19 protein-coding genes are annotated in these 26608 nt (G+C 39.4%); 15 read left to right on the forward strand and 4 right to left on the reverse strand.

Annotated features, from left to right (window positions below; all coding sequences use genetic code 11):
• Positions 1-229 precede the first annotated feature (229 nt).
• From LUD75_RS12475 to LUD75_RS12520, 10 genes are all read left to right on the forward strand, one after another.
• Complete coding sequence (locus LUD75_RS12475) at positions 230-2641, forward strand: TonB-dependent receptor (RefSeq protein WP_175565880.1); 2412 nt, start codon at positions 230-232, stop codon at positions 2639-2641.
• Between the two features lie 167 nt (positions 2642-2808).
• Positions 2809-3948 (forward strand): glycoside hydrolase 100 family protein, encoded by a 1140-nt coding sequence (locus LUD75_RS12480; protein ID WP_074234355.1) that lies wholly within the window; start codon positions 2809-2811, stop codon positions 3946-3948.
• Positions 3949-3959: 11 nt separating this feature from the next.
• A complete protein-coding gene (locus LUD75_RS12485; protein WP_232706026.1) occupies positions 3960-4604 on the forward strand; it encodes a hypothetical protein in 645 nt (214 codons plus the stop codon).
• Between the two features lie 37 nt (positions 4605-4641).
• Positions 4642-6048, forward strand: a complete 1407-nt coding sequence (locus tag LUD75_RS12490) for an MFS transporter (protein WP_232706027.1) — start codon at positions 4642-4644, stop codon at positions 6046-6048.
• 149 nt (positions 6049-6197) lie between these two features.
• Positions 6198-7658 carry a helix-turn-helix domain-containing protein gene (locus LUD75_RS12495; protein WP_232706028.1) on the forward strand — a complete coding sequence of 487 codons (1461 nt, stop codon included), beginning with the start codon at positions 6198-6200 and terminating at the stop codon, positions 7656-7658.
• Positions 7655-8728: a hypothetical protein gene (locus LUD75_RS12500; RefSeq protein WP_232706029.1), complete on the forward strand. Its 1074-nt coding sequence runs from the start codon at positions 7655-7657 to the stop codon at positions 8726-8728. The genes LUD75_RS12495 and LUD75_RS12500 overlap by 4 nt, the downstream gene beginning before the upstream one ends.
• Before the next feature lie 373 nt (positions 8729-9101).
• On the forward strand, positions 9102-10427 hold the full coding sequence (locus LUD75_RS12505) for an ELWxxDGT repeat protein (RefSeq protein ID WP_232706030.1): 1326 nt from the start codon (positions 9102-9104) through the stop codon (positions 10425-10427).
• A 15-nt stretch (positions 10428-10442) separates the two neighbouring features.
• Positions 10443-11834 carry an ELWxxDGT repeat protein gene (locus LUD75_RS12510; protein ID WP_232706031.1) on the forward strand — a complete coding sequence of 464 codons (1392 nt, stop codon included), beginning with the start codon at positions 10443-10445 and terminating at the stop codon, positions 11832-11834.
• Positions 11831-13147, forward strand: a complete 1317-nt coding sequence (locus LUD75_RS12515) for a T9SS type A sorting domain-containing protein (protein WP_232706032.1) — start codon at positions 11831-11833, stop codon at positions 13145-13147. Before LUD75_RS12510 ends, LUD75_RS12515 begins: the two co-directional genes overlap by 4 nt.
• 10 nt (positions 13148-13157) lie before the next feature.
• Positions 13158-15749, forward strand: coding sequence for a T9SS-dependent M36 family metallopeptidase (locus LUD75_RS12520; RefSeq protein ID WP_262908206.1), 2592 nt, complete (start codon positions 13158-13160; stop codon positions 15747-15749).
• 525 nt (positions 15750-16274) lie between these two features.
• Here the strand turns inward: LUD75_RS12520 and LUD75_RS12525 are convergent.
• Positions 16275-16691, reverse strand: coding sequence for a helix-turn-helix domain-containing protein (locus tag LUD75_RS12525; protein ID WP_232706033.1), 417 nt, complete (start codon positions 16689-16691; stop codon positions 16275-16277).
• Between the two features lie 271 nt (positions 16692-16962).
• Between LUD75_RS12525 and LUD75_RS12530 the strand changes: the two genes are divergently transcribed.
• Positions 16963-17901: an aromatic alcohol reductase gene (locus LUD75_RS12530; protein WP_232706034.1), complete on the forward strand. Its 939-nt coding sequence runs from the start codon at positions 16963-16965 to the stop codon at positions 17899-17901.
• Between the two features lie 199 nt (positions 17902-18100).
• Here the strand turns inward: LUD75_RS12530 and LUD75_RS12535 are convergent, their stop codons facing one another.
• Positions 18101-18895: an SDR family oxidoreductase gene (locus LUD75_RS12535; protein ID WP_232706036.1), complete on the reverse strand. Its 795-nt coding sequence runs from the start codon at positions 18893-18895 to the stop codon at positions 18101-18103.
• An 88-nt stretch (positions 18896-18983) separates the two neighbouring features.
• Here LUD75_RS12535 and LUD75_RS12540 point away from each other — a divergent pair, with 88 nt between their 5' ends.
• The 3 genes from LUD75_RS12540 (at position 18984) to LUD75_RS12550 (ending at position 21441) form a co-directional block, all read left to right on the forward strand.
• On the forward strand, positions 18984-19325 hold the full coding sequence (locus LUD75_RS12540) for a helix-turn-helix domain-containing protein (protein WP_074234333.1): 342 nt from the start codon (positions 18984-18986) through the stop codon (positions 19323-19325).
• Positions 19326-19619: 294 nt separating this feature from the next.
• Positions 19620-20456 (forward strand): SDR family oxidoreductase, encoded by an 837-nt coding sequence (locus LUD75_RS12545; protein ID WP_232706037.1) that lies wholly within the window; start codon positions 19620-19622, stop codon positions 20454-20456.
• A gap of 91 nt (positions 20457-20547) precedes the next feature.
• Positions 20548-21441: an AraC family transcriptional regulator gene (locus tag LUD75_RS12550; RefSeq protein ID WP_232706038.1), complete on the forward strand. Its 894-nt coding sequence runs from the start codon at positions 20548-20550 to the stop codon at positions 21439-21441.
• Between the two features lie 90 nt (positions 21442-21531).
• On the opposite strand, the gene dnaE is transcribed toward LUD75_RS12550, so the two are convergent.
• Together dnaE and dinB are read right to left on the reverse strand one after the other, a co-directional pair.
• Complete coding sequence (dnaE, locus tag LUD75_RS12555) at positions 21532-24600, reverse strand: DNA polymerase III subunit alpha (protein ID WP_232706039.1); 3069 nt, start codon at positions 24598-24600, stop codon at positions 21532-21534.
• Between the two features lie 12 nt (positions 24601-24612).
• Positions 24613-25758, reverse strand: coding sequence for a DNA polymerase IV (gene dinB, locus LUD75_RS12560; RefSeq protein ID WP_232706041.1), 1146 nt, complete (start codon positions 25756-25758; stop codon positions 24613-24615).
• Positions 25759-25840: 82 nt separating this feature from the next.
• On the opposite strand from dinB, the gene LUD75_RS12565 reads away from it, so the two are divergent.
• A complete protein-coding gene (locus tag LUD75_RS12565) occupies positions 25841-26596 on the forward strand; it encodes a helix-turn-helix domain-containing protein (protein WP_232706043.1) in 756 nt (251 codons plus the stop codon).
• Positions 26597-26608 lie beyond the last annotated feature (12 nt).

A 26608-nucleotide genomic window follows, 5' to 3' on the forward strand; every position in this document is an offset into this window, starting at 1 on the left:
GGTAATTTAGTAATGATTTACATTGTTTTAATTGTTAAAATATGTTAAATTTGAAATATTCAAAGTTAATAAAACGTTAAAATAAAATTTTGTTACCAACCGCAACCGTTTGCGCAACCGGTTGATATTAACGCAATGTTAATACAATATTCAAAACGCATTTTTGATGTGTTAAAAAAAATACTTTTAACCCATAACAAAAAAACTTCATAAAGATATGGAATCAAAGATGTTCACTAAATTACTGATTTTCGGTGCGATGAACACCGCGGCCTTTATGTTTTCGCAGAGTACTGTAAATGACACAATATCAAGAGATAAAACAATTGATGAAGTGGTGATTACAGGGAACTCTAATCCTAAAGCATCCATCAAGACCAGTACGTCTATCTCTACATTAAAAATGAAAGATATAGAAAATGCAGCTCCAAGAACTACCGCAGAGATTTTCCGTACCATTCCGGGAATCCGTTCAGAATCTTCAGGTGGGGAAGGTAATTCTAACATTACCGTGAGAGGGGTTCCTGTTTCGGCCGGTGGTTCCAGATATTTGCTGATTCAGGAAGATGGTCTTCCGGTCATGCAGTTTGGTGACATTGCTTTCGGAACTCAGGACCAGTTTACAAGATTTGACTCGTTCGTTTCAAGAGTTGAGGCACTTAGAGGAGGTTCGGCTTCGGCATTTGCGAGCAACTCTCCGGCCGGAATTATCAACTTTATTACTAAGACCGGTGAGAAAGAAGGCGGAAGCATTACCCAGCAAATGGGACTTAATTACAAAAATTACAGAACCGATTTCGATTACGGAACCAAAATAGGCGATGATACTTATATGGCAGTGGGAGGTTTCTACAGGATAGGGGATGGCCCAAGAAAAACAGGATTTAATTCCAACAACGGCGGCCAGTTCAGACTGTCTTTTCTTAAGAAATTTGAAAAAGGAAGCTTCAGGATTTATGCAAAAGTTCTGGATGACAGAACTGCAGCTTATATGCCGATGCCTGTTGGCGTTAAAGGTACAGATGCTGACCCGAAATGGTCTTCACTGCCTAACTACAACATTCTTACAGGGGCTTTGCAAACCATCAACCTGCAGCACGACAGAACTTTGGGTAATGACGGTAATATTTTTAATACTGATGTTTCAGACGGGATGCATTCTTTGTCAAAAGTTATCGGTGCTGAATTCAATTATAATCTTGGCGAAGGCTGGAAATTGGAAGAAAAAATCAGGTATGCAGCCAATGGCGGACAGTTTGTAGCACCTTTTCCGGCAAGCGTGAGCAGAGGTAGCGACTTCTTCAATACGGCTAATTTTGCCAATTTCGGAAGCGCAGTCTATGCAGGAACCAACACGCCGATTGATATGAATGCGAACTATATGAAAATCGCTCTTTTCAATGTAAAGCTGAATAACTTCAATAATTTTGTGAATGACTTTAACATCAGCAAAAAATGGGATGTTGTGAAATTCAATGCCGGGTTGTACAAATCTTCCCAGAACATCAATATGTCCTGGATGTGGAACAACTATCTGCAGGAAGTCAGCGATAAAAATGCAAGATTAATTGATGTGAAAAATACCGCTGGACAGTACATTACCGACAACGGCTTACTTAACTACGGAATGAAAGACTGGGGCAACCTGAAAAGAGACTACAATACCAAATACGATATCACCGCTCCTCACGCTCAGGTGGAAATCAATGCAACAGACAAATTAACCATCGATGCAGGCGCAAGATATGACATCGGAAAAGTATCAGGCTATTTCTCCGGAGCTACAGTCACTTACACAAGCCGTGATATGAATGGAAACGGCGTGATTGATATTTCTGAACAAATGGTCGGTTCCAATGACAACATCAATGTTCCCGTAAATTACAGATACGGAATCTTCGGATATTCAGTGGGTGCAAACTATGCTTTGAACAACAAAAATGCCGTTTTCGCAAGAGTAAGCCAGGGCGGAAGCGCATCTGCGGACAGAATCCTGTTCTCCGGTTACAATTATACCAATAATGATGACCCGGCTTTGGATGCTGTGAAAGTAAATAAGGTTAATCAGGTGGAAGCGGGATATAAATTAAGAGGTTCAGGCTATTTCCTTAATACCACTTTGTTCTATGCAGGAACCAAAGAAGCCAATTACGAAGCTACAACTCAGAGAAAAACGGATAACAAATACCAGTCTTTCGGGGTAGAATTAGATGGTTATTACAAAATTACGAAGGGATTAGATGTAAAGGCCGGTCTTACCTACACCCACGCAGAAATTAGAAATGCTATAGACCCTACTATCATCGGGAATATGCCGAGAAGAACACCGAAATTGATGTATTCAGTGAATCCTAACTTCAATGCGAACAAGTTCAATGTAGGATTCTACCTGATCGGCGCTACCAAAGCATTTACCCAGGATAACAACAAATTGTTAATGCCGGGTTACGCTATCGTAAATCCATATGTTTCTTATCAGGTGCTCAAAAACCTTTCCGTAAGTTTGAATGCTAATAATGTATTCAATACCATTGCGGTGACAGAGGCAGAAGAAGGTTCAATTGCCGGCGGAAACGGAATCGTGAGAGCAAGAACACTTCCGGGAGCCAGCTACAGCGTGAGTGTGAAATTTGATTTGTAGATAATTGATGACAGAGCAGAATATGATATTTTTAAAAATATTTTATTCTGCTTATACTCAACTTAGTTTTATTAATATGAATTTATTTTGAATCGATAAGGTAATACAGAAAACATTTAAGCCAAATTTTGATAGATTTTGGCTTCATATAAAAGTAAAAATTAGATATGTTTAAACAAGAAGCGATAGATATCATCAGGAAGGCGATTACAGAAGAAGGGATTTTGGCATCGGCGCAGCAAAGGGACAACTATGCCCGCGTCTGGGCAAGAGATTCTATGATGACAGGTTATGCCGGTATTTTGGTTAATGATGAAGAGATTCTGGCGGGCTTGGAACAATCTATCCGCACGCTTGCCAAACATCAGGCGGACAACGGGCAGATTCCGTCCAATGTTGTGAGCGGAAAAGCAAGCTACGGAACACACGTTGGCAGAACAGACGCCACCACTTGGTGGATTATTGTAACCTGCGAATATTTGAAAATTTATCAAAAAGATGACCTAAAACAATCTTTCGAAGAAAAAATACTGAAAGCACTGTCCTGCCTCAAAACCTGGGAATACAATCAGAAAGATCTTTTGTACAGTCCGTTAGGCGGCAACTGGGCAGACGAATATGTAACTTCCGGATACACGCTCTACGATAATGTTTTGCGCTACTGGGCGGTGAAAAATGCAGCCGAGATTTACCAGAACTCCGAGTTGGAAATTCAGGCAACAAACATCCGGAATTTGATTCAGGAAAATTTTTATAAGAACGATTCATCAGAACCAAAATACCACGAAACAGCTTACGCCAAAACCGATGCAAAACCTTATTTCTGGGCATCGCTTAATGCCAATGGCTACGATGACCGATTTGACCTGGCAGGAAATGCTTTGGCGATTCTCCTGGATTTCGAATTGGATCTCGAAGCTTTTACCGGATTTTTGGAAGGTCTTCATACAGAATTCGAACACTGGATGCTTCCCGTATTCTATCCCGTGATTTATCCCGGCGATTACGACTGGAAACTTCTGGAGAATAACTACAGCTACAGCTTCAAAAACCAGCCTCATCATTTTCATAATGGTGGTTCCTGGCCTATATTTTTAGGATGGCTTTGCCTGGCGCTCAACCGAAAAGACCTTAGACGGATTCCGAAAAAGATACTGGCGCAATATGAACAGCAGATGCAGGAAAAAGGCGAACATTTCCGGGAATATTATTCAACCGATAAACTTTTGCCACTTGGAACTGAAAAATTATGTTTTTCGGCTTCAGGATATCTGATGATGAGCTTGGGAAATGAAATTATAAATTAAGAAAGAATAAAATGATAGGAGACAATATAGAACTTAAAGAAAGACATCTGGCAATAGGTAAAGAAATATTTGAAGTACTGAATACAAAATTGCCATTAAAAAATAAACACAAACTCACCATAGGAATTGCAGGAGAAAGCGGAAGCGGTAAATCCGTGACCGCTTTTGCAGTTCAAAAGATTTTAAACGAAAATAATATTAAAAGCCTTGTGTGGCAGATGGATGATTATTTTAAACTTCCACCCAGGAGCAATCACGAAAACCGCATAAAATCCTTAGAAAACGTAGGGATATTTGAAGTCGATTTGGCAAAGCTTTCCATGAATATTTCAGAGTTCAAAAGCGGAAAAGCGGAAATAGAAAAACCTTTGGTACATTACATAGAGAACAGGATTGCAAGTGAAGAAATAGCAGCAGCAGATTACACGGTTGCTATTGTCGAAGGTACTTATATTTTGGAGATTGACGATTTTGATTTTAAAATTTTCATCGACAGAACGTATAGAGACACCTATGATAATCGTATGAATAGAAACCGTGACGAGAAGAGTGATTTTGTTGAACAGGTGTTGGAGATAGAACATCAGATTATTAAACAATTAAAAGCAAAGGCAGATTTGGTTCTTGGAAAGAATTACGAACTCTTGCTGAAATAAAGATGGGTTTAATTGTGCTTTACAATCTAATTAATTTATGAAAACAAAAAAAATAATTCCACATCTCGGTTTCTGGCAAATCTGGAATATGAATGTCGGATTTTTCGGCATACAATACAGTTTTGGATTGCAACAGACGGCGGTAAATCCGATATACACTTTCCTCGGTGCTCACGCAGAGCAACTTCCCATTCTGAACCTTGCCGGCCCCATCACAGGGTTGATGATTCAGCCATTGATTGGTGCCATCAGTGACAAAACCTGGAGTCCGAAATGGGGGCGCAGAAAGCCGTTTTTTCTTTTGGGGGCTATTTTTTGCAGCATTGCTTTATTTTTGTTCCCTTTCAGTTCTGCCATTTGGATGGCAGTAGGATTGCTTTGGGTTCTGGATGCTGCCAATAATACCGCGATGGAACCTTATCGTGCTTTTATTGCAGACAAACTTCCGCAGGAACAGCAGACTTTCGGATTCCAAATGCAGAGCCTGTTTGTGGGAGCGGGGATTACTCTGGCAAATCTTTCTTTGTTTATTTTTCAGAAATATCTCGGGGGCAATGCCTCAGGTGACGGTATTCCTGTTTGGGTATATTATTCTTTTTTCCTTGGATCTTTCTGTTCCATAGCCTCGGTCGTATGGTCGGTTTACAAAACGCCCGAGATTCCGCCATCCGAACAAGAACTGGAAGAACTCAGAAAGTTCAAGGAAGGAAGTACATTTTTTACACCATTCATAGAAATTTTTTCTGCAATACGGGATATGCCGAAATTACTCTGGCAGCTGGCTTTGGTCTATCTTTTCCAATGGTATGCGCTGTTCTGCTACTGGCAGTTCATCACGCCAATGCTCAAGCTGTCGCTATATGGAATTTCTGAAAGCGATGAGCAAAAAGCAGACAAAATCATCAAGCTGGCAAAAAGCGGAGTTTTTGTGGTAGAAAAAGATATGTCCTGGGCAAAAAATGTGCTTCATCTGGTGGAAGTTGCTGTGGGACAGACCGGACTAATGAATGGCTCTTACAATATTATAACAATGGTATCGGCCTTACTGCTGGTACCTTTTGCTAAAAAATTCACTTCTAAAAATACCTATATTTTCTGTCTTTGTATCACAGGATTGGGGATAATGGCATTGCCATACATTAAAAACGAATATCTTCTCCTAGTTCCGATGGTGGCTTTGGGGATTGGCTGGGCATCAATGATGGGACTTCCATATTCAATGGTTTCTCCATCAATTCCACCGGAGAAGAGAGGTGTCTATATGGGCGTCATTAACATGATGATTGTAGTACCGATGCTGATACAGACGATTTCTTTCGGATTCATTTACAAAACCTTTCTGAATGACAACCCTTCGTTGGTCATTGTTCTGACGGGATTTCTTTTCCTGATTGCTGGTGCGTGTGTGATGTTGATGAAGCCTGAAGAAAAAAAGTACGAATAGTAATTATGTAATCGAAGATCACTTAATTTTTAGATATCAAATTTACTTACTTAGAAATTATCGCAGATAGTTGGGTTTTTGAGAATTACAATTGTGTGGTATATAGTTAATAAGATAGCGATAATTATTTCCTATTTTTGTAAGTTAGTATGATAGCAATAATAAAGAAAATACCAGTAAATCTGTTGACAGAGCGCATTGTTGTTTTTCTGTGCTTATTTATTATTGCATTCTATACCCCGCAGACGCCGAACGATGTCGGAATCCTGAGAGAAGAGATCCTGGACAAGATGCAGTACGACAGTCAACAGCTGGAACCGCTGCTGAAGTATTATTCCAAAATTTCACCAGCCGACGCGCAGATTCTCCGCATTAAGTCATTATTAATCAAAGGCAATTACGAGGAAGCATTGAACAGTTTATCAGCATTAAAAAAAATTGCAACGAATGATAAAAAGTCTGAGATTTTCTTTCAATATCAATACTTGTACGCAGAACTTTGCCAGGCTTTAGGTCTAACCAGTGAGTTGAAAAACATAAGCAATGATGTTCAGAATTTTAAATTTTCAAAACAAATAATTTTTGCAGATCTGGCGATTGATAAAACCAGTTTTGAAGTATTTGCACCGTCCGAAAGAATTGCCATTCTGAAATCTGCCATTGAGAATTACAAAAAAGCAGGTAATAACAAGGCTTTGATTCAGAGTAGTATATGGCTTTCGGAATTATTGAACAAGAATAGTGCTGAATCGATGTCTGCAAGAAATTATGCCCGTGGACTAGCAAACATCAATAAATCTGGTATTTATTACGAGATTCTGGTTTTCAACTCTTTAGCTAAAATTGAATTGGAAAAGAGTAACCCAAAGGCTGCATTTGATTTTCTCAAAAATTTCCAGAGTTCGGCTTCCGGTATTTCTAATATTGGACTGAAAGCAGATTATTACAAAAATCTGGCAAAAGCCTCTGCAGGAATCAATGAATTCAATATGCTTGGTTCGGCGAATGATAAATATTTCAACATTATTCAAAACATCGAATCAAAAAAATCGGTTGCCAAAGCAATGTTGGTGAACCATATCAACAAGATGAATGAGGAAAAACTGGCAGCTCAGCAAAAGATGTTCCGGTATATCTATCTCGCAATTATTGTGATTTTCATCATCGCAATAATATTGATTTATTGGTCTGTAAAGTATAAGTCCAGGCTCGCAAAAAAAGTGCCTGCTAGTACAGAGGTCAAAAATTTCGTCATTCCGGATAAAACGGAAAAAAGGATTCTAAACAAGCTGGAAGAGTTTGAAAAAAATCAGAAATACATCCGGAAAACGGTGTCGCTCAAAACTCTGGCGCAACAGTTCGATACCAATCCGAAGTATTTGTCCGAGGTGGTTAACAAACATAAAAACTCTAATTTTAATACCTATATCAACAATCTCAGAATCGATTATATTGTTGATAAGATCAAAGAAAATCCAGAATACAGGAAATATAAGGTAAGTTATCTTGCAGACGAGTGCGGATTCTCGTCACACAGCCTTTTTACAACGATTTTTAAAAACAGGATGAACCTTTCGCCAACAGAATTTCTCCAAAAAATAAATGGATGAGAAAATTATTGAACATACTATTGATGCTTTTCGCCTTCGCAGTATTTGGACAAAAAACGGAGAACGATAAACAGTTGGACGAAGCCGCGAATCTTATTTTTACCGATCCAAAAAAATTGGTGAGCATTTCTACGAAAATACTCCTGGAAGCTAAGGATTATCCTACAAAAATTAGAGCACTTTCCAAGTTGGTCAATGCGCAGATGGTTCTGGGAGACATCAGTCAGGTCATTAGAAATTGCAATCAGGGCATTAAGATGGCCAAGGAAAATGATGATAAAATCAATCAGGTCCGTTTTCTCTCGATGCTCGGAAACCAGTATCAGCAAATCAATATGAATGCTGACGCCAAGAGAAATCTAGACGAGGCAGAGAATTTAATCAATATAATATCGTTGCCCAAAGACCTTCTATTTATTCAAGGCAATGTCTATAATGTGAAAGGTATTGTCTTCAAAAATGAGCTCAACTGTGAGTTTGCCATAAAATATTTTGACAAGGCACTGACCGTCTATGATCAGTTACCAGCTGAGGATGTGGTTGTTACAAACCGGCTTTTGATTGATATCCAGAAAGCTCACTGTTTGGAATCCATTGGGAAGACCCAAGATGCAGAAAAGCTCTACGCCGAAGTTCTGGACAGCAAAAAAGATGGATTAGGTTATAATAAATACTTTGCATCTGTGGGGCTGGTCGATATCTATTTAAAAAGAAAAGATTTGGATAGAGCTGGCCAATTACTGAAAACTATTGATGTCGATGATTTTGTTCAGTATGATGCAGAGCTTACATCTCTTTATTATCGACTGATGGCTCAGGATAGTTATTTAAGAAAAAATTACAAATTATATCTTTATTATTTTGATAAATATAATCAAGTATTATTGAAAATTTCAAAATTTCAGAATGAAACAATTGAAAGGCTTGTAATTAATGATAATGCAAATTTTATCCATAAAAATAATAAAAACGTAATATGGAATTTTATAACGATTTCGATTTTAGTCATCATTTTAACTGTTTTAACCTCGTTTTTCTACCATTTTTCAATGAAAAAAACTTTTAATTGATATTGTTTCTTGTTGAAATTTAAATCTTTCATTTATAATTATTTAGATGGTCTTTTGTGCTGTCATATTCAAGTATTTTTCTCAAATATGAAAGCTCTTTTCTATTTTTTTAAAGCTCATATTGATAATTTAGAAATCTAAAATGATGAGATAAAATATCTTTTAATCAATTTAATTGATAGATAATTTTTCTGAATCATTTTTAGAAACATTATTTATTTAAAGATAATTTATTGATATGAGAAAAATCAACTTTTTAGCAATTCTTTTAGGCGGACTTTTATCCGCCCAAACTACTTTTACTCTTATAAAGGACATTTATCCCGGCCTAAACAATTCGGCCCCCTCTAATTTTATGGTGTTTAATAATAAAATGTACTTTAGTGCCACCTATGGTCAGACAGGTTCTGCCACAGGAACTGAACTTTGGGAAACGGACGGAACAGAGACTGGTACAAAAATAGTGGCGGATATCAATCCTGGTGCACCTTCGTCATCGCCGACCAATCTTTATACCTTCGGCTACAAACTTTATTTTACAGCCGCTCTACCTGTGAATGGAGTCAGTAGTTCTGGTGTCCTGATGTCCTACGACAGCGTTGAAGGTCTTAAAACAGTTTCCACAACTGCTAAGTTTGCAACCACTTTTCTAACCAGCAACAATAAGCTTTATTTCAAGGCGACCAACAGCACGGTATCACCTAATACGCAGCGTCTTTATACTTTGGATGATAGTTTACAGCCTGTGATGGTCGATGATAATGTGACCGTGATGTTCCTAGGAAATGTGGGACAGCAGATTATCGCCAATGGTCAGTACAAAACGTCTACAAACCCAACTTGGTATCAGCTTTTTAGTTTGAACGGAAATACGCTGGATATTTTAAAAACCATTAATTCTGCAGCTACTGCTTATCCTCAGAACTTTTATTACAGTCCCGCATTAGGCAAATCGTTTTTCTCTGCAAACGGAGGTAACGGTCCGGAACTGTGGATGTCAGACGGAACTGCGGACGGAACTGTTCAGGTCAAAGATATCAATACCACTACGGCCACGGCAGGCTCCAGTGCCACAAACTTTACAGAGTACAATGGGAAAGTTTATTTTACTGCATCAGATGGGGCAACCAGCGGCAGCGAACTGTGGGTGACAGATGGCACCGAGCAGGGAACCAAAATGGTGAAGGACATCGTGCCTGGTTCCACAAGTTCATTTCCTGATAAATTGACGGTTTTCAAAAATAAACTGTATTTCCTTCTGAACAACACTGGCAATGTGAGACAACTGTGGGAATCAGACGGCACGGAAGAAGGTACCAAAGTGCTTTCAACACTTCCTGCGGCATTTGGACTAGCTGTGTATAATGACAATCTTTATGCTTCTGCCAGGGTAGATGCTGCAGACCAGATCGGTGTGGAATTTTACAAGGTCAATCTTCCTAATGAAACCCTTGCTGTAACGACTGCTTCATCATCAAAGCTTAACGTGTATCCTAATCCTTCTAAAGGCGAAATTAAGATCAGCAATGTCAATTCCGGTTCGTTTGAGTTATTCGATACGACTGGTCGCCTCATCAAAGCTGGAAAATTTGATAATAATAGTAAAATCAACCTGAATTCAAAAGCAGGAAACTACATTCTGAAGGTCACTTCTGATGATAAGAAGATGAACGCGTCGACCAAAGTTATTGTTCAATAATCAAAAAACATCATTATGAAAAAAATAGTATTTACCCTTTTTATAGCCAATGCGTTAAGCGCACAAAGCATTACTTTATTAAAAGATATCAATCCCGGTGCAAATCCATCTACTCCGGCAGAATTTTTCAATTACGGCGATAAGCTGTACTTTAATGCCAGCAATCCAACTTATGGTAATGAACTCTGGTCCACAGACGGTACCCCGGAAGGTACAAATCTCGCTTTTGATATCAACCCAGGTACTGCCAGTTCTCTACCGATTTCTTTAATGAATTACAATAATAAACTGCATTTTCTAACAGTGATTGGTACGACAGGTCTTTATTCCTATGATAACACCGAAGGTGCGAATCTTGTAAGCTCCGGACTTTCTACTGCCGCAAATCTTTTGCAGAGCAATGGAAAGATCTTTTACAGATTAAATAATAAACTATGGTACTTTTCTGATAACGCTACACACGATATCAGTACACCCATTGTCATTACCGGACAGATGGGCGCTGTCAACGGTAAAATTGTAATGGCCGCATCTCCAGCAGCAGGCGTTAACAATGCCCAGATATATATGTATGATGGCACATCGGTTTCTCTTCTTAAAACCATTAATCCTAATACAACTTCCAATCCTCAGAATTTCTTTTACAGCAGCCAATTAAATACTGTATTCTTTTCAGCAGGTTCTAGTACATCAGGATTTGAACTCTGGAAAACAGACGGAACAACGGAAGGCACTGTAGAGGTGAAAAATATTAATCCGGGCACCTCAAACTCTTTCCCTGGGAACTTCCGACAGGTTGGTGACAAGGTTTTCTTCAGTGCCAATAATGGATCCAACGGTACGGAACTTTGGATAACAGATGGCACTGGGGAAGGAACGAAACTGGTTAAAGATATCAACCCTGGTTCTGCGGCATCCAATCCCAGCAGTCTGACCGAACTGAACGGTAAGCTCTACTTTCTGGCAAATGATGGTTCCGGCGAAGCAAGGCTTTGGGAGAGTGATGGAACAGCGGATGGAACTAAGCTTACTTTGGAACTTAAACCAGGATACACCAATTTTGTTCTTGGGAAGATGGAAGCATATAACGGGGCTCTTTATCTGTCAGCGAAACTTAACGTGGCTAACGGACAGGAACTTTACAAGATAGAGTTTCCAACTCTTGCAGTCTCTGACATTAATAAAAAAAGCGAAATGGTTTATCCTAATCCTACCACTGGCGATATTTTCTTCAGCGGAAAAGACTATGTGAGCTATAACCTCTACGACCTGAACGGGCGTCTCCTGAATCAGAATGTTAAAATCAACGGTAACAAAACGCATTTATCAGTTCCTAATGGAAACTACATCCTGGTAGGTAAAACCAATGAAGGAACTGTTAACACCACTAAATTAATTGTAAAATGAAAAAAACTCTAGCAACTATAGGATTGATGCTCATTAGTGCCAGTTTCACGACAGCAAACGCACAGAACATCAATTTCGCAGACGAAAATTTCCTCGAGTATATTCTGCTCTATACCGGTATTGATACCAATAATGACGGCGAGATACAGATGACAGAAGCTGAGGCTTATACCGGAGGATTTACTCTTACCGGAAATATCAAAGACGTTCCGGAGGTTAAATACTTCAAAAACCTGACTTCACTTGTTATCAATGGTTCCAAAGTGGCCGTTGTAGATGTGACGACTAACAAAGAAATCAATCAAGTGCGGATCAACAATTCTCTCCTCACCAAACTGAACCTCTCACAAAATTCCAAACTCTTGGCAGTAGACATTAGCAAATCATCTTACTTGAAAGAATTGACCTTCGGATCGCATCCTCAATTGTCATTTATCAGCCTTATGTTCAATGCGATCGAAGCATTGAATGTTACAGGATGTCCAATGCTGACCAATTTTTACTTTGCGTCCAACAATGTCTCCAGTATTGATGTAACCAAGAACCCAAGACTTGCGGAACTAAACACAGCAGCCAATCAAATCTCGACGCTTGATGTGACGAAAAATACGCGTCTGACCTACCTCAACGTAGGCCTTAACAAACTTCAGCAGATTGATGTATCGAACAATCCTTTGCTGGATACTTTTATGATTCAGGCCAATCCTATCACATCTATTGACATCAGCAAGCAACTTTACTTAAGGCAATTTATAATGGATGGTACGCAAATACCCGTAGTCAACTTGACCGGTCATTCTATGCTGCAATATTTTTATGCTAATTATTCGCAGCTGACCGAGGTGGATGCATCTACAAACGGCGATCTGATCTATGTTAATGCGATTGAAAATCAGAAGATGAAATTCATCAACGTGAAAAACGGGAACAATAAAAACGCCATCGGTTTTTTTGCACATACCAGCCCGAATCTAAAGTGTATACAAGTGGATGATGTAGCGTACAGCTCCAGTCAGACGCTTTGGCAAATAGATTCGACAGCAGTTTTTGCAACGGATTGCAGTGCCATTATGGGCAGTCAGGAAGTAGCAAGCACATCGAAACCATCTTTTTATCCTAATCCTACATCGGGCTATCTTTTCCTGAAAAACAAGGTCAAAGATGCAACGGTATTTAATATGGCAGGGCAAAAAGTGGCGAGCTATCAAAATGCCACGATGATTGACATCAGCCATCTTCCAATCGGTAATTACATCGTCAATATTACCGATGCAACAGGCAAAATATCATCACAGAAAATCATTAAAAATTAATTTTGGTCTAATGAAACTAAATCATAAACATACATTTAAAATTACGATAGCGGCAGTCGCCCTGTTTGCGGGCACCGTGATGCAGGCTCAGAACAGCGACAAGGCTATCATAGAACAATATCTGGCAACAGGTAAAACGACTTTTAGCCAGACCTTTGACATCATTCATTCCGAGGCTAAAAAAGATTCTGACGGTAAAGTTGTAAATATACAGCAGACTTATAGAGGTATTCCTGTTTACGGTGCCATTTCGTCTGTGTTGATGCGAGGCAACACGGTGAAATATATGTCTGACAAATTTATTTCCGTATCGGATAATATTACTGCTGCCAAGCCTTCTGTGGATGTTCCCAAAGACTTCTCGGTCATTTTATCATCAGCTAATCTGAAAGGAGACAAAGGCGATTATACCTTCGAGGGACGAAAAAATAATTCGGTTTTATCTAAATTAGTTTATTTTCCAACAGAGAAAGGACAACTGCAATTGGCTTATGCTGTCAATTTCTATGAAAAAGGAACCAACAATTACTGGGACATCATTGTAGATGCAGTAACAGGTGCTATTATTGAGAAAACCAATCTCACAGTATCTTGCCAGTTTCACGACCATTCTTTTTCTTCTGAACATCAGTTGGATAGTATTCATTATAATTCTGAAAAGCCAACAGACCAACAAACTGGAGAACACAAGTCTGTACTTGTAGATAATGCCTCTTACCGTGTGTATGCATTTCCAATCGAATCACCTAATTTCGGTCAGCGCACGCTGGAAACCAGCCCGTGGTTTCTGGATGCTTCTCCACTAGGTTGGCAAAATGACGGTGACGAAATTTATAACATCACGAGAGGAAATAATGCCTACGCCTACGTAGACCTCAATGGTTCCAATGCATTTGGACCTAGTGCCGATGGAGGGGTACAGAAACTTTTTGATTTTCCACTAGATTTGAATCAGCCAGTAACTACCTATACCAATGCTTCTATTACCAATCTTTTCTACGCGTCCAACAAGATGCACGACATATTCTACAAATTTGGATTTGATGAAGCGGGGCGTAACTTTCAGTCAAATAATTTTGGAAAGGGCGAACCTTACACCGATTTCGATCCTGTTCTATCAGAGGCCAGAGACGGCTCTTCTCTTAATAATGCCAACTTTGCAACACCTCCGGACGGCTTTTCTCCAAGAATGCAGATGTACCTTTGGAGGTATGGCTATTTGCTGAGCTACAATGCACCAAGTGATTTGGTGAACAGAAAACCTGCTGCAGGCTATAATGCTGACTTTGGAGGTGCCTTTCCAATAAACTCACCATTAACCGGCGATGTTGCCATAGCTACACCTGCAGACGCTTGTACGAACTTGGACAATACCAATCTGAACGGAAAAATTGCACTTATCCAGAGAGGAACCTGCAACTTTGATGTCAAATTCAAAAAAGCACAGGACAAAGGAGCGAAAGGTGTTATCATATATAATCCTACTCCGGGTCAAACGATCATCAATATGAGTGGTACTGATACCACTGTAACAATCCCCGGAATCTTAATTGACAATGAGGAAGGAGAAATCATCAAAAGCAAAATAGACCAGAACATTAATGTAAATGTCAACCTGAAATACAATACTTTCGATGTAGATGGAAGTCTCGATAACGGTGTTATAGCACACGAATATACGCACGGCATCTCTACAAGAAGTACAGGTAACGGCTACAGCTGTCTCAATGCCGCTTATGCCAATGAGCAGATGGGAGAGGGCTGGTCCGACTTTATGGCACTAATGGTCACCGGAAAAGCTGATGCCACAGCTGCGCTGCCAAGGTCTACAGGAAGTTTCGTGGCGAATCAAGGAGCCGACGGTCCAGGAATCCGACCTGCTAAGTATTCTCCTGATTTTGCCATCAATGATTATACCTATGGAGATACAAACGGGAAATACATAGACACGGGCGGCGGTGCCCTTGCCGTAGATGTTCACGGTGTGGGTTTTATCTGGGCAACGATGCTGTGGGACCTTCATTGGAAATTTGCTGATAAGTATGGTTATTCTAATGACATCGCAAACAATCCAAACTCAGGAAGCGGAAAAGTGGTTCAACTGGTAATGGAAGCAATGAAAATACAAGGTTGCTATCCGAATTTCGTAACTGGCCGAGATGCAATCATAGCAGCGGATGCTGACCTGAACAACGGTCAAAACAAATGTATGATCTGGAGCGCATTTGCCAAACGTGGTCTTGGGGCTAATGCCAGCGCCGGCGCTACAAGAGGAGCGTTGCCTAATGCGATCTCTGACCAGATAGAAGATTTTTCTGTGCCGGCAGAGTGTTCTTTGGGGACTTCTGAAATTACAGTCAATAAGAAAATTTCTATCTATCCTAATCCGGCCAACAAGGAAGTTTTTATTAAGACCAATGGCGTACAGATTTCCGGAAAGATCAAGGTCTCTATCTATGATATGTCCGGGAAAAAGGTGGATGAACAGTTGATCAATGCTGATGAACCGGTTCTGACCTCAGCGCTTCAGAAAGGTACTTACATTCTGACCGGTGATGGTATTGGTGTTACATTCAGCAGTAAGCTGATTATTAATAAATAAAAGTTTTTCCTCAGAAATTATTAGTATGTAAAATCAATGCGACTGTAGTTTACAATTAGGAGAAGAGAAGCTGTCTCTCAAATGAGACAGCTTTTTTTTGTGGCATAATACAACTGTAAATTAGGTTTGTAATTTTAAAGATTTTCTGATCTTTATTTCTTATAACGGAACTGCTAAAAAGGAAGTTTGCTATAAAAATTCTGTAATGGGAGAGCTCAGAGTATGTAGCCTATTTTTTGGATTGTAAGAATTTTATCAAAAGTTCAGTATGAAAATAGACTACGGCAGAATATCGACCATAGATCAAAATATAGAACTTCATAGAGACTCACAACAAGTCTGGCTGCGAAAAAAGCAATGAAGATATTTTACTCTGCGCGATACGTGGAAGACCTGGACTAAAAAATAGCAAAAAGTCTCGAAAGATCTATGGCAACTCTCTATCGCTAGATTCCCGCTTTAGGAAAAGGATATCAGGTTAGGAAAGATATTTTAGGATACTTGATAATTTCTAAACAAAAGATATTATATAGTACTATTATTAAAAAAATTGGATCTCGCCTCACTAAACTCATTGATATTATCGGCAATCCAAAACCAAAGAGGTGTTACCTGTACGAGTAATCCTCTGCCTAAAGTCGTGAGTTCATATTCAACTCTCGGTGGCACTTCGGGATAAATATTTCTCGACACCAATCCGTCCCTTTCTAATTCGCGAAGGCATTTTGTCAACATTTTTTGACTGATGCCGTTAATATGATTCTGTAGATTTGAAAAACGCATTTTGCCATCTATTCCCAGAGCGTGTATGACAAAAAGTGACCATTTGTTACCAACGTGATTCAATACATCTCGTTTAAGTTCATCCTGATCTTTATTCAAAACTTTACAAATGTCGTCCCAAGCTTTTACGATCTCTTCATCTGACATCAATCTTTCCATATTCTCTTATGTTTAAATAAAATATTTTGCTTAAAGATAAATGATTCTGATGAGAAAATTGAGAATAATGAGAATTTTAGAGACTATTATTATTTGAAAATTATTTGAAATTAATGTGGCTATCAATCAAAATACTAACATATAGGTAACTAGCTGACATCATTGTACCTTATTGTTTTACAGGTTTTAACGGTTTAAATTTGTAGAAGAAAAAGGAAGTGAATTGATCAGCAATGAACGAATTTCAATTCCAATACTTAATTTTTTTACAATGAAAAATAAATCAATTTTAATTTTGGGCGCAGGCGAATTAGGAATGCCGGTGATCAGAAATATAGCAAAAAAGTCTAAAAGCTACCATAACGTTACAGTCACCGTACTGCTTAGAGAAACAACGATCAATTCTGAAGATCCTGATAAGAAAAGGAATGTCACAGAGATCCGGGAGTTAGGGGTGGAATTGCTTGCAGGCGACCTTTCCGCTTCCTCTGCTGAGCTTATCGATATTTTCAGAAATTACGACGCTGTTGTTTCATGTACAGGTTATGGAACAGGCGCAGGAGGTTTTCAGCTGAAATTGGCCAATGCCGTACTGGATGCCGGTGTCAAAAGATACTTTCCCTGGCAGTTCGGCGTGGACTTTGAGGAAATAGGACGGGGAAGTGCGCAGGACCTTTTTGATGAGCAGCTTGATGTAAGAGAGCTTTTGAGATCGCAAAGTGCCACAAGATGGGTCATCATCTCCACAGGCATGTTCACTAGTTATCTTTTTGAACCTTTCTTCGGTATTTTAGATCTGGAAAATAAGTCGATCAATGCCATTGGCGGATGGGATACGGCAGTTACATTGACGACACCGGATGATATTGGCCGTCTTACCGCTGAGATCTTCTTTACAGAACCGCAGATAGAGAATGAGATTGTCTATATTGCGGGTGATACAATAACCTACGGAGATCTTGCTGATATTGCAGAATCATTATCAGGCCAGAAGTATGAGCGTACACTTTCCGATATGGGAGAGATCACAGATGACCTTAAAAACGATCCCACCAATTTCGTTAAAAAATACCGTTCGATATTCGGAGCAGGAAAAGGTGTTTCGTGGCCATTAGAGAATACCTTCAATGGGAAGAACGGAATCCCGACAACCTCTGCCAAACAATGGGCAAAAGATAATATTGACTGGAAATCTTACAATAAGTATTAAGAACACTATAATGAGATTCAACAAATTATAATTGTTATCCGTTAAATTGAATTACAAAGTTTGTTGCAGATCACAGTTATAAAAACGTCATTTTTTAATCCCGGGATTATGTGTCACGAGTTATATCATCCTCAGACAATCAATATGAGGTATAGGACAAAGCCTATAACTCATATTGATCTGATGGATGTTTACTTCTTTACAACCCGTCGAAATAGATCTTTTTGATCTCTTTGACAGAGGCTTCCGCTCCAATTTGCTGACGTCTATCGTAAATAGCCTGTGCCTTTGTTCCTGCAAAATAACGCAACTTGTCTTTTTGGTCGGTTGCTGCTACAAAGATCACTTCCGCAATCTCATCAGGTGAAGAATCGGGTTTGATCATACTAAGCATTTTTTCTTCCGCTGAATCATAATACGGTAGTGCAGTGACATCTGAATTATGGTTAAACAGCTCCGTTTTCGTGGCGCTCGGAGCAACGGTCTTAACACCGATACCAAACATCGATAGCTCTATTGAAAGACATTCGCTCCAGCCTTCAACCGCCCATTTCGTACCATTGTAAATACTGGTGAACGGGAAGCTGGTATGTCCGCCGATGGATGTTATATTGATGAACAGTCCATTTTTATTTTCTCTGAAGTGAGGTGTAAAAGCTTGTGTTACCCGAACTGTTCCCAGAAAATTCGTTTCCACCTGTTTCACGATGTTCTCATCGGAAAAGGATTCCAACGCACCCATCAGCCCATATCCCGCATTGTTCACGACCACGTCGATCGGTCCTAGCGATAAAGCTTTTTCTACGGTCGACCTGATCTGTTCCAGGTCAGTAACATCCAAAGGCAAAAGAATAACATGGTCCAATTGATCAAGTTCCGTTTCCTTTTCGGGATCGCGCATTGTAGCGATGACCTTCCAGCCTCTTTGTTGAAATAATTTAACGGTTGACTTGCCTATTCCTGATGAGGTTCCGGTGATGAATATTGTCTTCATTTTATAAAATTTTAAATGTTCTTTTACAAAATTACTGGCAAAAAGATATACATTTGATACCTGTATACAAAAGTATACTTAAATTATTATGACGGAAAAAAAACATTATTTCCAGGAAAAGATCAACGCCATCCAGGATACTATGTTTGTCATCGGTGGCAAATGGAAGATGCCGATTATCCTTTCTATCTATCAAGGCAATACAAGATTCAATGAAATTTTAAATTCAATACCGAAGATAACCAACCGGGTTTTGTCTAAGGAATTAAAACATCTGGAAGAAAATCTATTGATCGACAGAAAGGTCACAGACGATTATCCAGTCAAGGTAGAATACACTATGACGGATTATGGATTAAGCTTACAGGAAATTGCAAAGCCCCTGGAAAAATGGGGAAGAGATCACAAGAGGAAGATCAGGGAAAAATAATCATATAGAATATAGGTGATCAAAGGTGTTTTGATCAACAACTGAAATTGATCAGAATACTCTTTGTTATATTTCTAGACGATCATCTGTTAGAGGTGAATAAACAGTATGTCTTAAAATCCCGGATACTTTTCTGGATTGATCATTTGAAAATTTCTCCTGTGTAGGGTATACTTAAAAATGACAATCAAACAGGCTGTCTAAACTTGTTTGATTTTCGTAATATATTGTTTCAATTCTGTTACAACAGACTTCGGCAGTCATTCTAATTTTGTATCATAATAAGATCAAGATATGGAAACAGACAAAGTATGGTTAGTAACGGGAGCATCCAAAGGAATGGGGCTTTCACTGGTGAGAAAACTTATCGAAAGCGGTTATAGGGTCGCTGCAACAAGCAGAAAAGCGCAGAGTTTAATGGAGGCTGTCGGAGAATTTGACAAACAGCAGTTCTTACCGCTGGAAGTAGATCTGACAAGCGGAGAATCTGTCAGCAAGGCATTTGAAAAGACTGTCGGACACTTCGGGAAAATAGACGTTTTGGTCAATAATGCGGGCTATGGCATCGGTGGTGCTGTGGAAGAATTGAACCAAAAAGAGATCAGGGACAGTTTTGACATTAACGTTATGGCTGTGATTAAGACAATGCAGTCGGTCATGCCTTACTTCAGGCAACAGAAGTCAGGAAACATCATCAATATTTCTTCAATTGCAGGATTTGCGCCGGGAATCGGCTGGGCCATTTACGCCGCAACAAAATATGCGGTAACGGGACTGTCCGAGGTCATGGCAGAAGATGTGAAAGAGTTCGGTGTTAAAGTAACGGTAGTGGCGCCGGGCGCTTTCCGCACCGAGTTTCTGGAAGAAGGCTCTCTCGTTTTCGCTGAGAATAAAGTTGAAGGATACAATGCGATTAGAGCTTCACACCAAAAATACGCTGCCATGAACGGAACGCAGGCTGGAGATCCCGACAAGCTGGCCTGTGTCCTGATCGATCTTGCTGAAAATCCGAATCCGCCGGTACGCTTGTATTTGGGAAGCGATGCCTACAACCGTGCAAAGTACAAGATAGGCTTGTTATCAGAGGAACTGGATATCAATAAGGATATTTCATTTTCTACCGATTTTTAAATGACCATCTGAATCTAAATTAATAACGCTGCCATTCGAAAGTGGCAGTGTTTTTTTTGTTTGATTTTTGTATATTTATTACATGGAGAAAATGCAGTCACTGGAAGAATTTTACCAGTCGAAATTTGACCGGGTACCTGAAAATATCCGTAACGGGGTAGGGCACTTCAATGTCTTTACCATCGATGAGTATATCGGTAAAAATGCTAAACCATTGGTCTACAGCCGGAAAGATTATTTTAAGATCACCCTGATCGTCGGCCGAAACCGGATCCATTATGCTGACAAGGTCATTGATATTCAAAAGCAGGCAATTTTTTTCACCAATCCGCAGATCCCTTACAAATTTGAATGGATCGATGGTCAGAAGGCAGGATTCTTCTGTGTGTTTACACCTTCTTTTTTTCATCATTTCGGAAACCTGAATGATTATGAAGTTTTTAAACCTGACGTGATACCGGTCTTCGAGCTGACAGATGAGCAATTGGAAAATATAAAGCAGGTTTACACGAAGATGCAGACTGAGTTGGCCTCAGATTATGCCCATAAATATGATCTGTTGAGAAACCTGGTGTTTGAATTACTCCATTATACACTTAAAATGAAACCGGCCTCAAAAGCTGAAAAACAAAAGGCTAATGCTTCTCAGCGGATCACCCATCTGTTCCTTGAGCTGTTGGAGCGTCAGTTTCCTATCGAAGATGCGAGACAGCGGATCAACTTTCGTTCACCCTCTGAATTCGCCGGTCAGCTCTCCGTTCATGTCAATCACCTCAACCGGGCCGTTAAAGAGATCACTGAAAAAACGACTTCGGAGATCATTACTGAGCGTTTATTACAGGAGGCAAAGATTTTATTGAGACATACCGAATGGAATGTTGCCGAAATTGCCTATTCACTGGGGTTCAAAGAGGCTACGCATTTTAATAATTTCTTCAAGAAAAATATGCAGATGACACCGATGCGGTTTCGTGCGATGGATTAAATAAAGGAGTAAGAATAGCGAGTAATTTGATATACTGAGTTTGTCGGATAATAAATGTTTACAGTCAATATCATTTACTTACTTTTATTTTCAGATCAATTTTTTTCTAGGCAACCCAATCTCAAATTCTTGCGGATAAGGAGCGCGAAAAGTCAAGCTCACATCTTCCCGCAGACCATTTTCAACTTCCTTCGCTTTTTCCTCATCCATTGAATATCTGGGATCAGCAATAAGTGGCATTTTTGCCATTTTTGTTATGGTAATAGTCGGGAAATGATAATCCACTTCAACGGTTCCTAATAGAAGATAAATTCCACCCTCTTTAAAAGGAAACTTCGAAAGGCTGTCCGGAAAATGAGCTGTATCAAAATAGTCGCCATTGGCATCAATCCAGGTTCCGAAATACATATCGTCTCTATTTCCATATTTATTTTTAATCGGAACGTGTTTTCTGGAAATCAGATAAGCTAACATTCTCACCTGCTTCTTATGGTACTTCAAAAGATCTTTAACCATTACATCGCCTCTGTATTTGATCTTCAATAAATCGAAAATAGAATAAGACACAGGAAAGCCCAATATTTCAATTTCGTCGAACGCATCTTCAAAAGGATCTCTTTCTATAAGAGGTAGCTGATAATCTTTTTGAGGTTCTTCAAATAAAGAAATGATCTTCGTTTTGTATTGATTTTTTGACAAAAGAAACCTTGCTTCGATCAATAGCTCGTGTTTCTGTTTGCCTGTGAATCTGAAAGCCCCGACAAAAATAAGTGTCTGTAAAGTTTCAATACCGATGTTGACTCTTTTGACAAAATCTTCTAACGATTTGTAATCACCATGTTCTTTTCGTTCCTGAGGAATAAATAGTTTAACGGCAGCTTCCAACTTCTCAATATGCATCAACCCTAAGTACACATCTGTTCCATATACCGTAGTTTGAAATTCGCTGAGGTTTACACAAGGATTATGAATTTTAGCACCAGCCATTTTGGCTTCATGGACATAGACTTCTGTTCTATAAAAGCCACCGCCATTATTAATCGCAGAGACCATAAACTCAATAGGGTAGTACGCTTTTAAATAAAGACTCTGATAGCTTTCCACCGCGTAGGAAGCTGAATGGGCTTTACAAAAAGAATACCCCGCAAAAGATTCGATCTGTCGATAGACCTCCTGAGAGAGCTGCTCAGGGTGACCTTTTTTCTTACAGGATTCGAAAAAATCATCTTTTAATTGTTGCAAAGCTGACAGTGATCTTCCTTTTCCGCTCATCGCCCTACGCAGAACATCACCATTCTCTGCGGAAACTCCGCCGTAATGAAGGGCAATTTTGATCACATCTTCCTGATATACCATAATGCCATAAGTCTCGCCCAGTTCCTTTTCAAACACTTCATGAAAATATTCAAATTGACCGGGATGATTATGGCGAAAAATATATTCACGCATCATACCGCTTTGTGCTACACCCGGACGAATGATGGAGGAGGCAGCAACCAATACTTTGTAATTGTCACATTTAAGCCTTCGTAATAATCCGCGCATTGCGGGTGATTCGATATAAAAACAACCGATGGTTTTTCCAATACTCAAAAGCTCATTACATTTTTCTTCATTCTTTGAAATCGTTGTATCTTCAATATCGACCGTAATCCCTCTCTTTTCTTCAATCAGGTTAACAGCATCTTTAATGGTGCCTAAACCTCTTTGCGAAAGGATGTCAAATTTTTCCAAGCCAATTTCTTCTGCTGTATGCATGTCGAACTGTACGATAGGAAATTCCTTTGGCGGAAATTCCAAGGCAGAATAATTGGTAATAGGTTCTTCAGAAATTAAAATCCCGCAGGAATGCATGCTCCTTTGATTAGGAAAACCGATCATCATCTGTTCATATTTATAGATCTCCTGAACAACAGCATTTTGATCATGTAATTCTTTAGGTTTTTTCGACAGCTGATCCAGTTCATCTTTAGGCAGCCCAAATACTTTTCCCAGCTCCCTGAACCTTGATTTTCTTTTAAATTCAACATTGGTTCCGCAAAATGCCACGTGATCTTTGCCGTATTTATCAAAAATGTATTCCAAAATAGCATCGCGGTTCTTCCAGCTCCAGTCGATATCAAAGTCAGGAGGTGTTTTCCTGTTGAGGTTCAAAAAGCGCTCAAAGTACAAATCCAGTTCCAAAGGGCAGATATCAGAAATACCTAAACAATAGGCAATAATACTGTTGGCTCCGCTTCCTCTTCCAACGTGCATAAACCCCATACGGTTGCTGTATTGGATAATATCCCAGGTAATCAAAAAATAACCACAGAAATTCAACTGGTCAATTACGGTCAGTTCTTTTTCAACCCGTTCAACAGCCTGCCTGTTTCGATCAGGGTATCTTCGGGCCAATCCTTCATAAGCCAGTTTTGACAGTAATTTAAAATCATTTTCCTTGCTCTTTGTAAAATGCTTTTTATTCTTGGGCGTTTTAAAATCAAAATCAAAGCTGCATTGATCAACAATAAATTTGGTGTTCTCAATGATTTCAGGGTATTCTGTAAATTGATTCAAAAGCTTTTTCTTATCGACAAAAGATTCATTGTTTCTGCAATAATCCGTTTCAGCCAGTTTTGTAAAGAGTGTATTGCCATCGATTGCACGCAGCACTTTATGAAGTTCAAATTCATCATCCGTCTTAAAAGTTACCGGATGCAGGATAACCATTTTGTGGATCAAAGATCTGAGTTCCGGCTTGACCAATAAATTCAATTCATCCTGCCTGATACCTATAAATTCGTGTTCCGATAATACTTCAGGGATATTCTGCAAAGAATAGATGACGAAACAGTTTTCCAATAAAGGATTAACTTTAGGAACCTCGATCCCGTCACAATTATAATCAGTCAAAAGCTTGTTGACCTCTGCTATCCCTTTAGGATTCTTCGCTAAGCAGATATAATTCGGTTCATTTTCAACCCTGACATCAACACCGACAATCGGCTTAATACCTTTATCCTGACACAGTTTATAAAACTGGTAAATTCCGGTTACCGTATTGATATCCGTTAATGCCAAAACTTTCAGCTTATATTCCAAAGCCATTTCGACCAGATCTTCAACAGAAATAGTCCCATAACGAAGGCTATGATATGTGTGACAGTTGAGAAACATAATGTATCTATTCTATTGAGTTAAAAAGCCCGAAGCTCTTCCTAGGCTTTTAGCACCAAAACGGTCTTTCATTTTGTCCATTGCCTGATATAATGAGATAAGCTCTTCGGTGTCTTCAAAAAGATCCATCTGATGGCTTCCGTGTACCAGCCCTGTAAACCTGACTCCGACAAGACGAATCCTCATCCTTCTCGTATATACTTTCTTAAAAAGCTCAAGGACATATTTCAGCAAGGTATGGTCTGCTGAGGTATACGGAACTTTGCATTGCTTGGTTTCCGTATCAAAGTTGGCATACCTGATTCTTACAGAAACCGTTGAGGTCAGCCATTTCTCATGTCTCAGCTGGTAGCATAGCTGTTCCACCATCCCGGAAAGAATGCTCCTGATATTCTGAACATCGATGGTGTCTTCAGCAAAAGTAGTTTCAGTAGATATAGACTTTCGTTCTGAATATTGAATCACGGGATTTAAATCAATACCATTGGCTTTTTTCCAGAGTTCCGTTCCATTCTTGCCAATCAATTCCTGAAGAACATCCACAGGCATCTTGGACAAAGTTTCAATCTTTCTTACGCCCAACCTCGACAGCAGTTCAAAAGTCACATCGCCCACCATGGGGATCTTTCGGACGGATAAAGGATTTAGAAATGGCTGTATAAATTGCGGTTTTAATTCCAGTTTTCCGGCGGGCTTAGCTTCTCCGGTTCCGATCTTTGAAACGGTTTTATTGGTTGACAATGCAAAACTAATCGGTAGTCCCGTATTTTTCTTTACAGCATTCGCAATTTCTGATGTCCATTGATAGCAGCCGAAAAATTGATCCATTCCTGAAAGATCCAGGTAAAATTCATCCACGCTGGCTTTCTCCATAACCGGAACTTTTTCCTGGATAATTTCAGTCACCTCGTGGGACATTTTGGAATAGAATTCCATATCTCCCTTGATGACCTTGGCTTCTGGACATAAACGAAGAGCCATTCTTAACGGCATTGCAGAACGAACCCCGAATTTTCTCGCTTCATAAGAGCAGGACGCCACCACACCACGATCTCCGCCACCTATGATCACAGGCTGATTCTCCAATACAGAGTCTCTTAGCCGTTCACAGGAAACAAAGAAAGTATCCAGATCCATATGTGCAATTGCTCTTTCCATTTGACAAAATTATTACGATTTGTAGCAAAAAATTGTATATTTGTTGCTATAATTTATAGCAATGTCAATTTTGTCAGAAAACATGCGGTATTTAAGGGGTAAGCTCAATCTTTCACAACAGAAGGTTGCTGATGATCTCTTAATCACCAGAGGCAGATACGGTAAATATGAAGATGATGCCGCATCACCTCCCAATGAGATTTTAATCAAAATCTCAAAATATTATAATGTCAGCATCGATTTATTACTGACTATTAATCTGACCAAATATCCTATCGATGAGATTATGGAGCTTCCAGACAACCGGATCGTTCTGCCTATCAGGGTCGATTATAATGGAAACGATCAGATCGAGATCATTCCACATAAAGCGTCTATGGGTTATCTGAACGGCTATGGTGATCCTGAATATATTGAAGGTCTTGAAACGATCTCCTTACCCTTCCTAAAAGGTGGAAAGTTCAGGGCATTTCCTGCGGACGGCGATTCAATGCCGCCCTATAAGAACGGTACCTACATCGTAGGGAAATACGTTGAAAATCTTTCGGATCTGAAAACAGACAGAACGTACGTTTTCATCACTACCAATGATGGGATCAGTTATAAGAGATTTCAGTTTCACGAAGCTGACGGCATTTGGGTAAAGGCAGACAACAGTTTCTACGAGCCTTATAAAATTCCATTACCTGACATTAAAGAGATCTGGGAATTTGCCTGTAGCATCAATACTATAGAATATGGAGCTGATGAATTTGCAGAACGCAATATTCAAAACTTTATGACAGAGATCAAGATCGATATCAAACAGATCAAAGAAAGAATGGGTGATAAGGATTGAATTCATTTGAAT

It is taken from the genome of Epilithonimonas sp. JDS (genome assembly GCF_021261315.1).
In the GTDB taxonomy this organism is placed as follows: Bacteria; Bacteroidota; Bacteroidia; order Flavobacteriales; family Weeksellaceae; genus Epilithonimonas.

What these genes read in the sequence shown, in the direction of transcription:
- LUD75_RS12475 (WP_175565880.1), top strand. Translation starts at nt 230, where the DNA reads ATGTTCACTAAATTACTGATTTTCGGTGCGATGAACACCGCGGCCTTT.
- LUD75_RS12480 (WP_074234355.1), top strand. Translation starts at nt 2,809, where the DNA reads ATGTTTAAACAAGAAGCGATAGATATCATCAGGAAGGCGATTACAGAA.
- LUD75_RS12485 (WP_232706026.1), top strand. Translation starts at nt 3,960, where the DNA reads ATGATAGGAGACAATATAGAACTTAAAGAAAGACATCTGGCAATAGGT.
- LUD75_RS12490 (WP_232706027.1), top strand. Translation starts at nt 4,642, where the DNA reads ATGAAAACAAAAAAAATAATTCCACATCTCGGTTTCTGGCAAATCTGG.
- LUD75_RS12495 (WP_232706028.1), top strand. Translation starts at nt 6,198, where the DNA reads ATGATAGCAATAATAAAGAAAATACCAGTAAATCTGTTGACAGAGCGC.
- LUD75_RS12500 (WP_232706029.1), top strand. Translation starts at nt 7,655, where the DNA reads ATGAGAAAATTATTGAACATACTATTGATGCTTTTCGCCTTCGCAGTA.
- LUD75_RS12505 (WP_232706030.1), top strand. Translation starts at nt 9,102, where the DNA reads ATGTACTTTAGTGCCACCTATGGTCAGACAGGTTCTGCCACAGGAACT.
- LUD75_RS12510 (WP_232706031.1), top strand. Translation starts at nt 10,443, where the DNA reads ATGAAAAAAATAGTATTTACCCTTTTTATAGCCAATGCGTTAAGCGCA.
- LUD75_RS12515 (WP_232706032.1), top strand. Translation starts at nt 11,831, where the DNA reads ATGAAAAAAACTCTAGCAACTATAGGATTGATGCTCATTAGTGCCAGT.
- LUD75_RS12520 (WP_262908206.1), top strand. Translation starts at nt 13,158, where the DNA reads ATGAAACTAAATCATAAACATACATTTAAAATTACGATAGCGGCAGTC.
- LUD75_RS12525 (WP_232706033.1), bottom strand. Translation starts at nt 16,691, where the DNA reads ATGGAAAGATTGATGTCAGATGAAGAGATCGTAAAAGCTTGGGACGAC.
- LUD75_RS12530 (WP_232706034.1), top strand. Translation starts at nt 16,963, where the DNA reads ATGAAAAATAAATCAATTTTAATTTTGGGCGCAGGCGAATTAGGAATG.
- LUD75_RS12535 (WP_232706036.1), bottom strand. Translation starts at nt 18,895, where the DNA reads ATGAAGACAATATTCATCACCGGAACCTCATCAGGAATAGGCAAGTCA.
- LUD75_RS12540 (WP_074234333.1), top strand. Translation starts at nt 18,984, where the DNA reads ATGACGGAAAAAAAACATTATTTCCAGGAAAAGATCAACGCCATCCAG.
- LUD75_RS12545 (WP_232706037.1), top strand. Translation starts at nt 19,620, where the DNA reads ATGGAAACAGACAAAGTATGGTTAGTAACGGGAGCATCCAAAGGAATG.
- LUD75_RS12550 (WP_232706038.1), top strand. Translation starts at nt 20,548, where the DNA reads ATGCAGTCACTGGAAGAATTTTACCAGTCGAAATTTGACCGGGTACCT.
- dnaE (WP_232706039.1), bottom strand. Translation starts at nt 24,600, where the DNA reads ATGTTTCTCAACTGTCACACATATCATAGCCTTCGTTATGGGACTATT.
- dinB (WP_232706041.1), bottom strand. Translation starts at nt 25,758, where the DNA reads ATGGAAAGAGCAATTGCACATATGGATCTGGATACTTTCTTTGTTTCC.
- LUD75_RS12565 (WP_232706043.1), top strand. Translation starts at nt 25,841, where the DNA reads ATGCGGTATTTAAGGGGTAAGCTCAATCTTTCACAACAGAAGGTTGCT.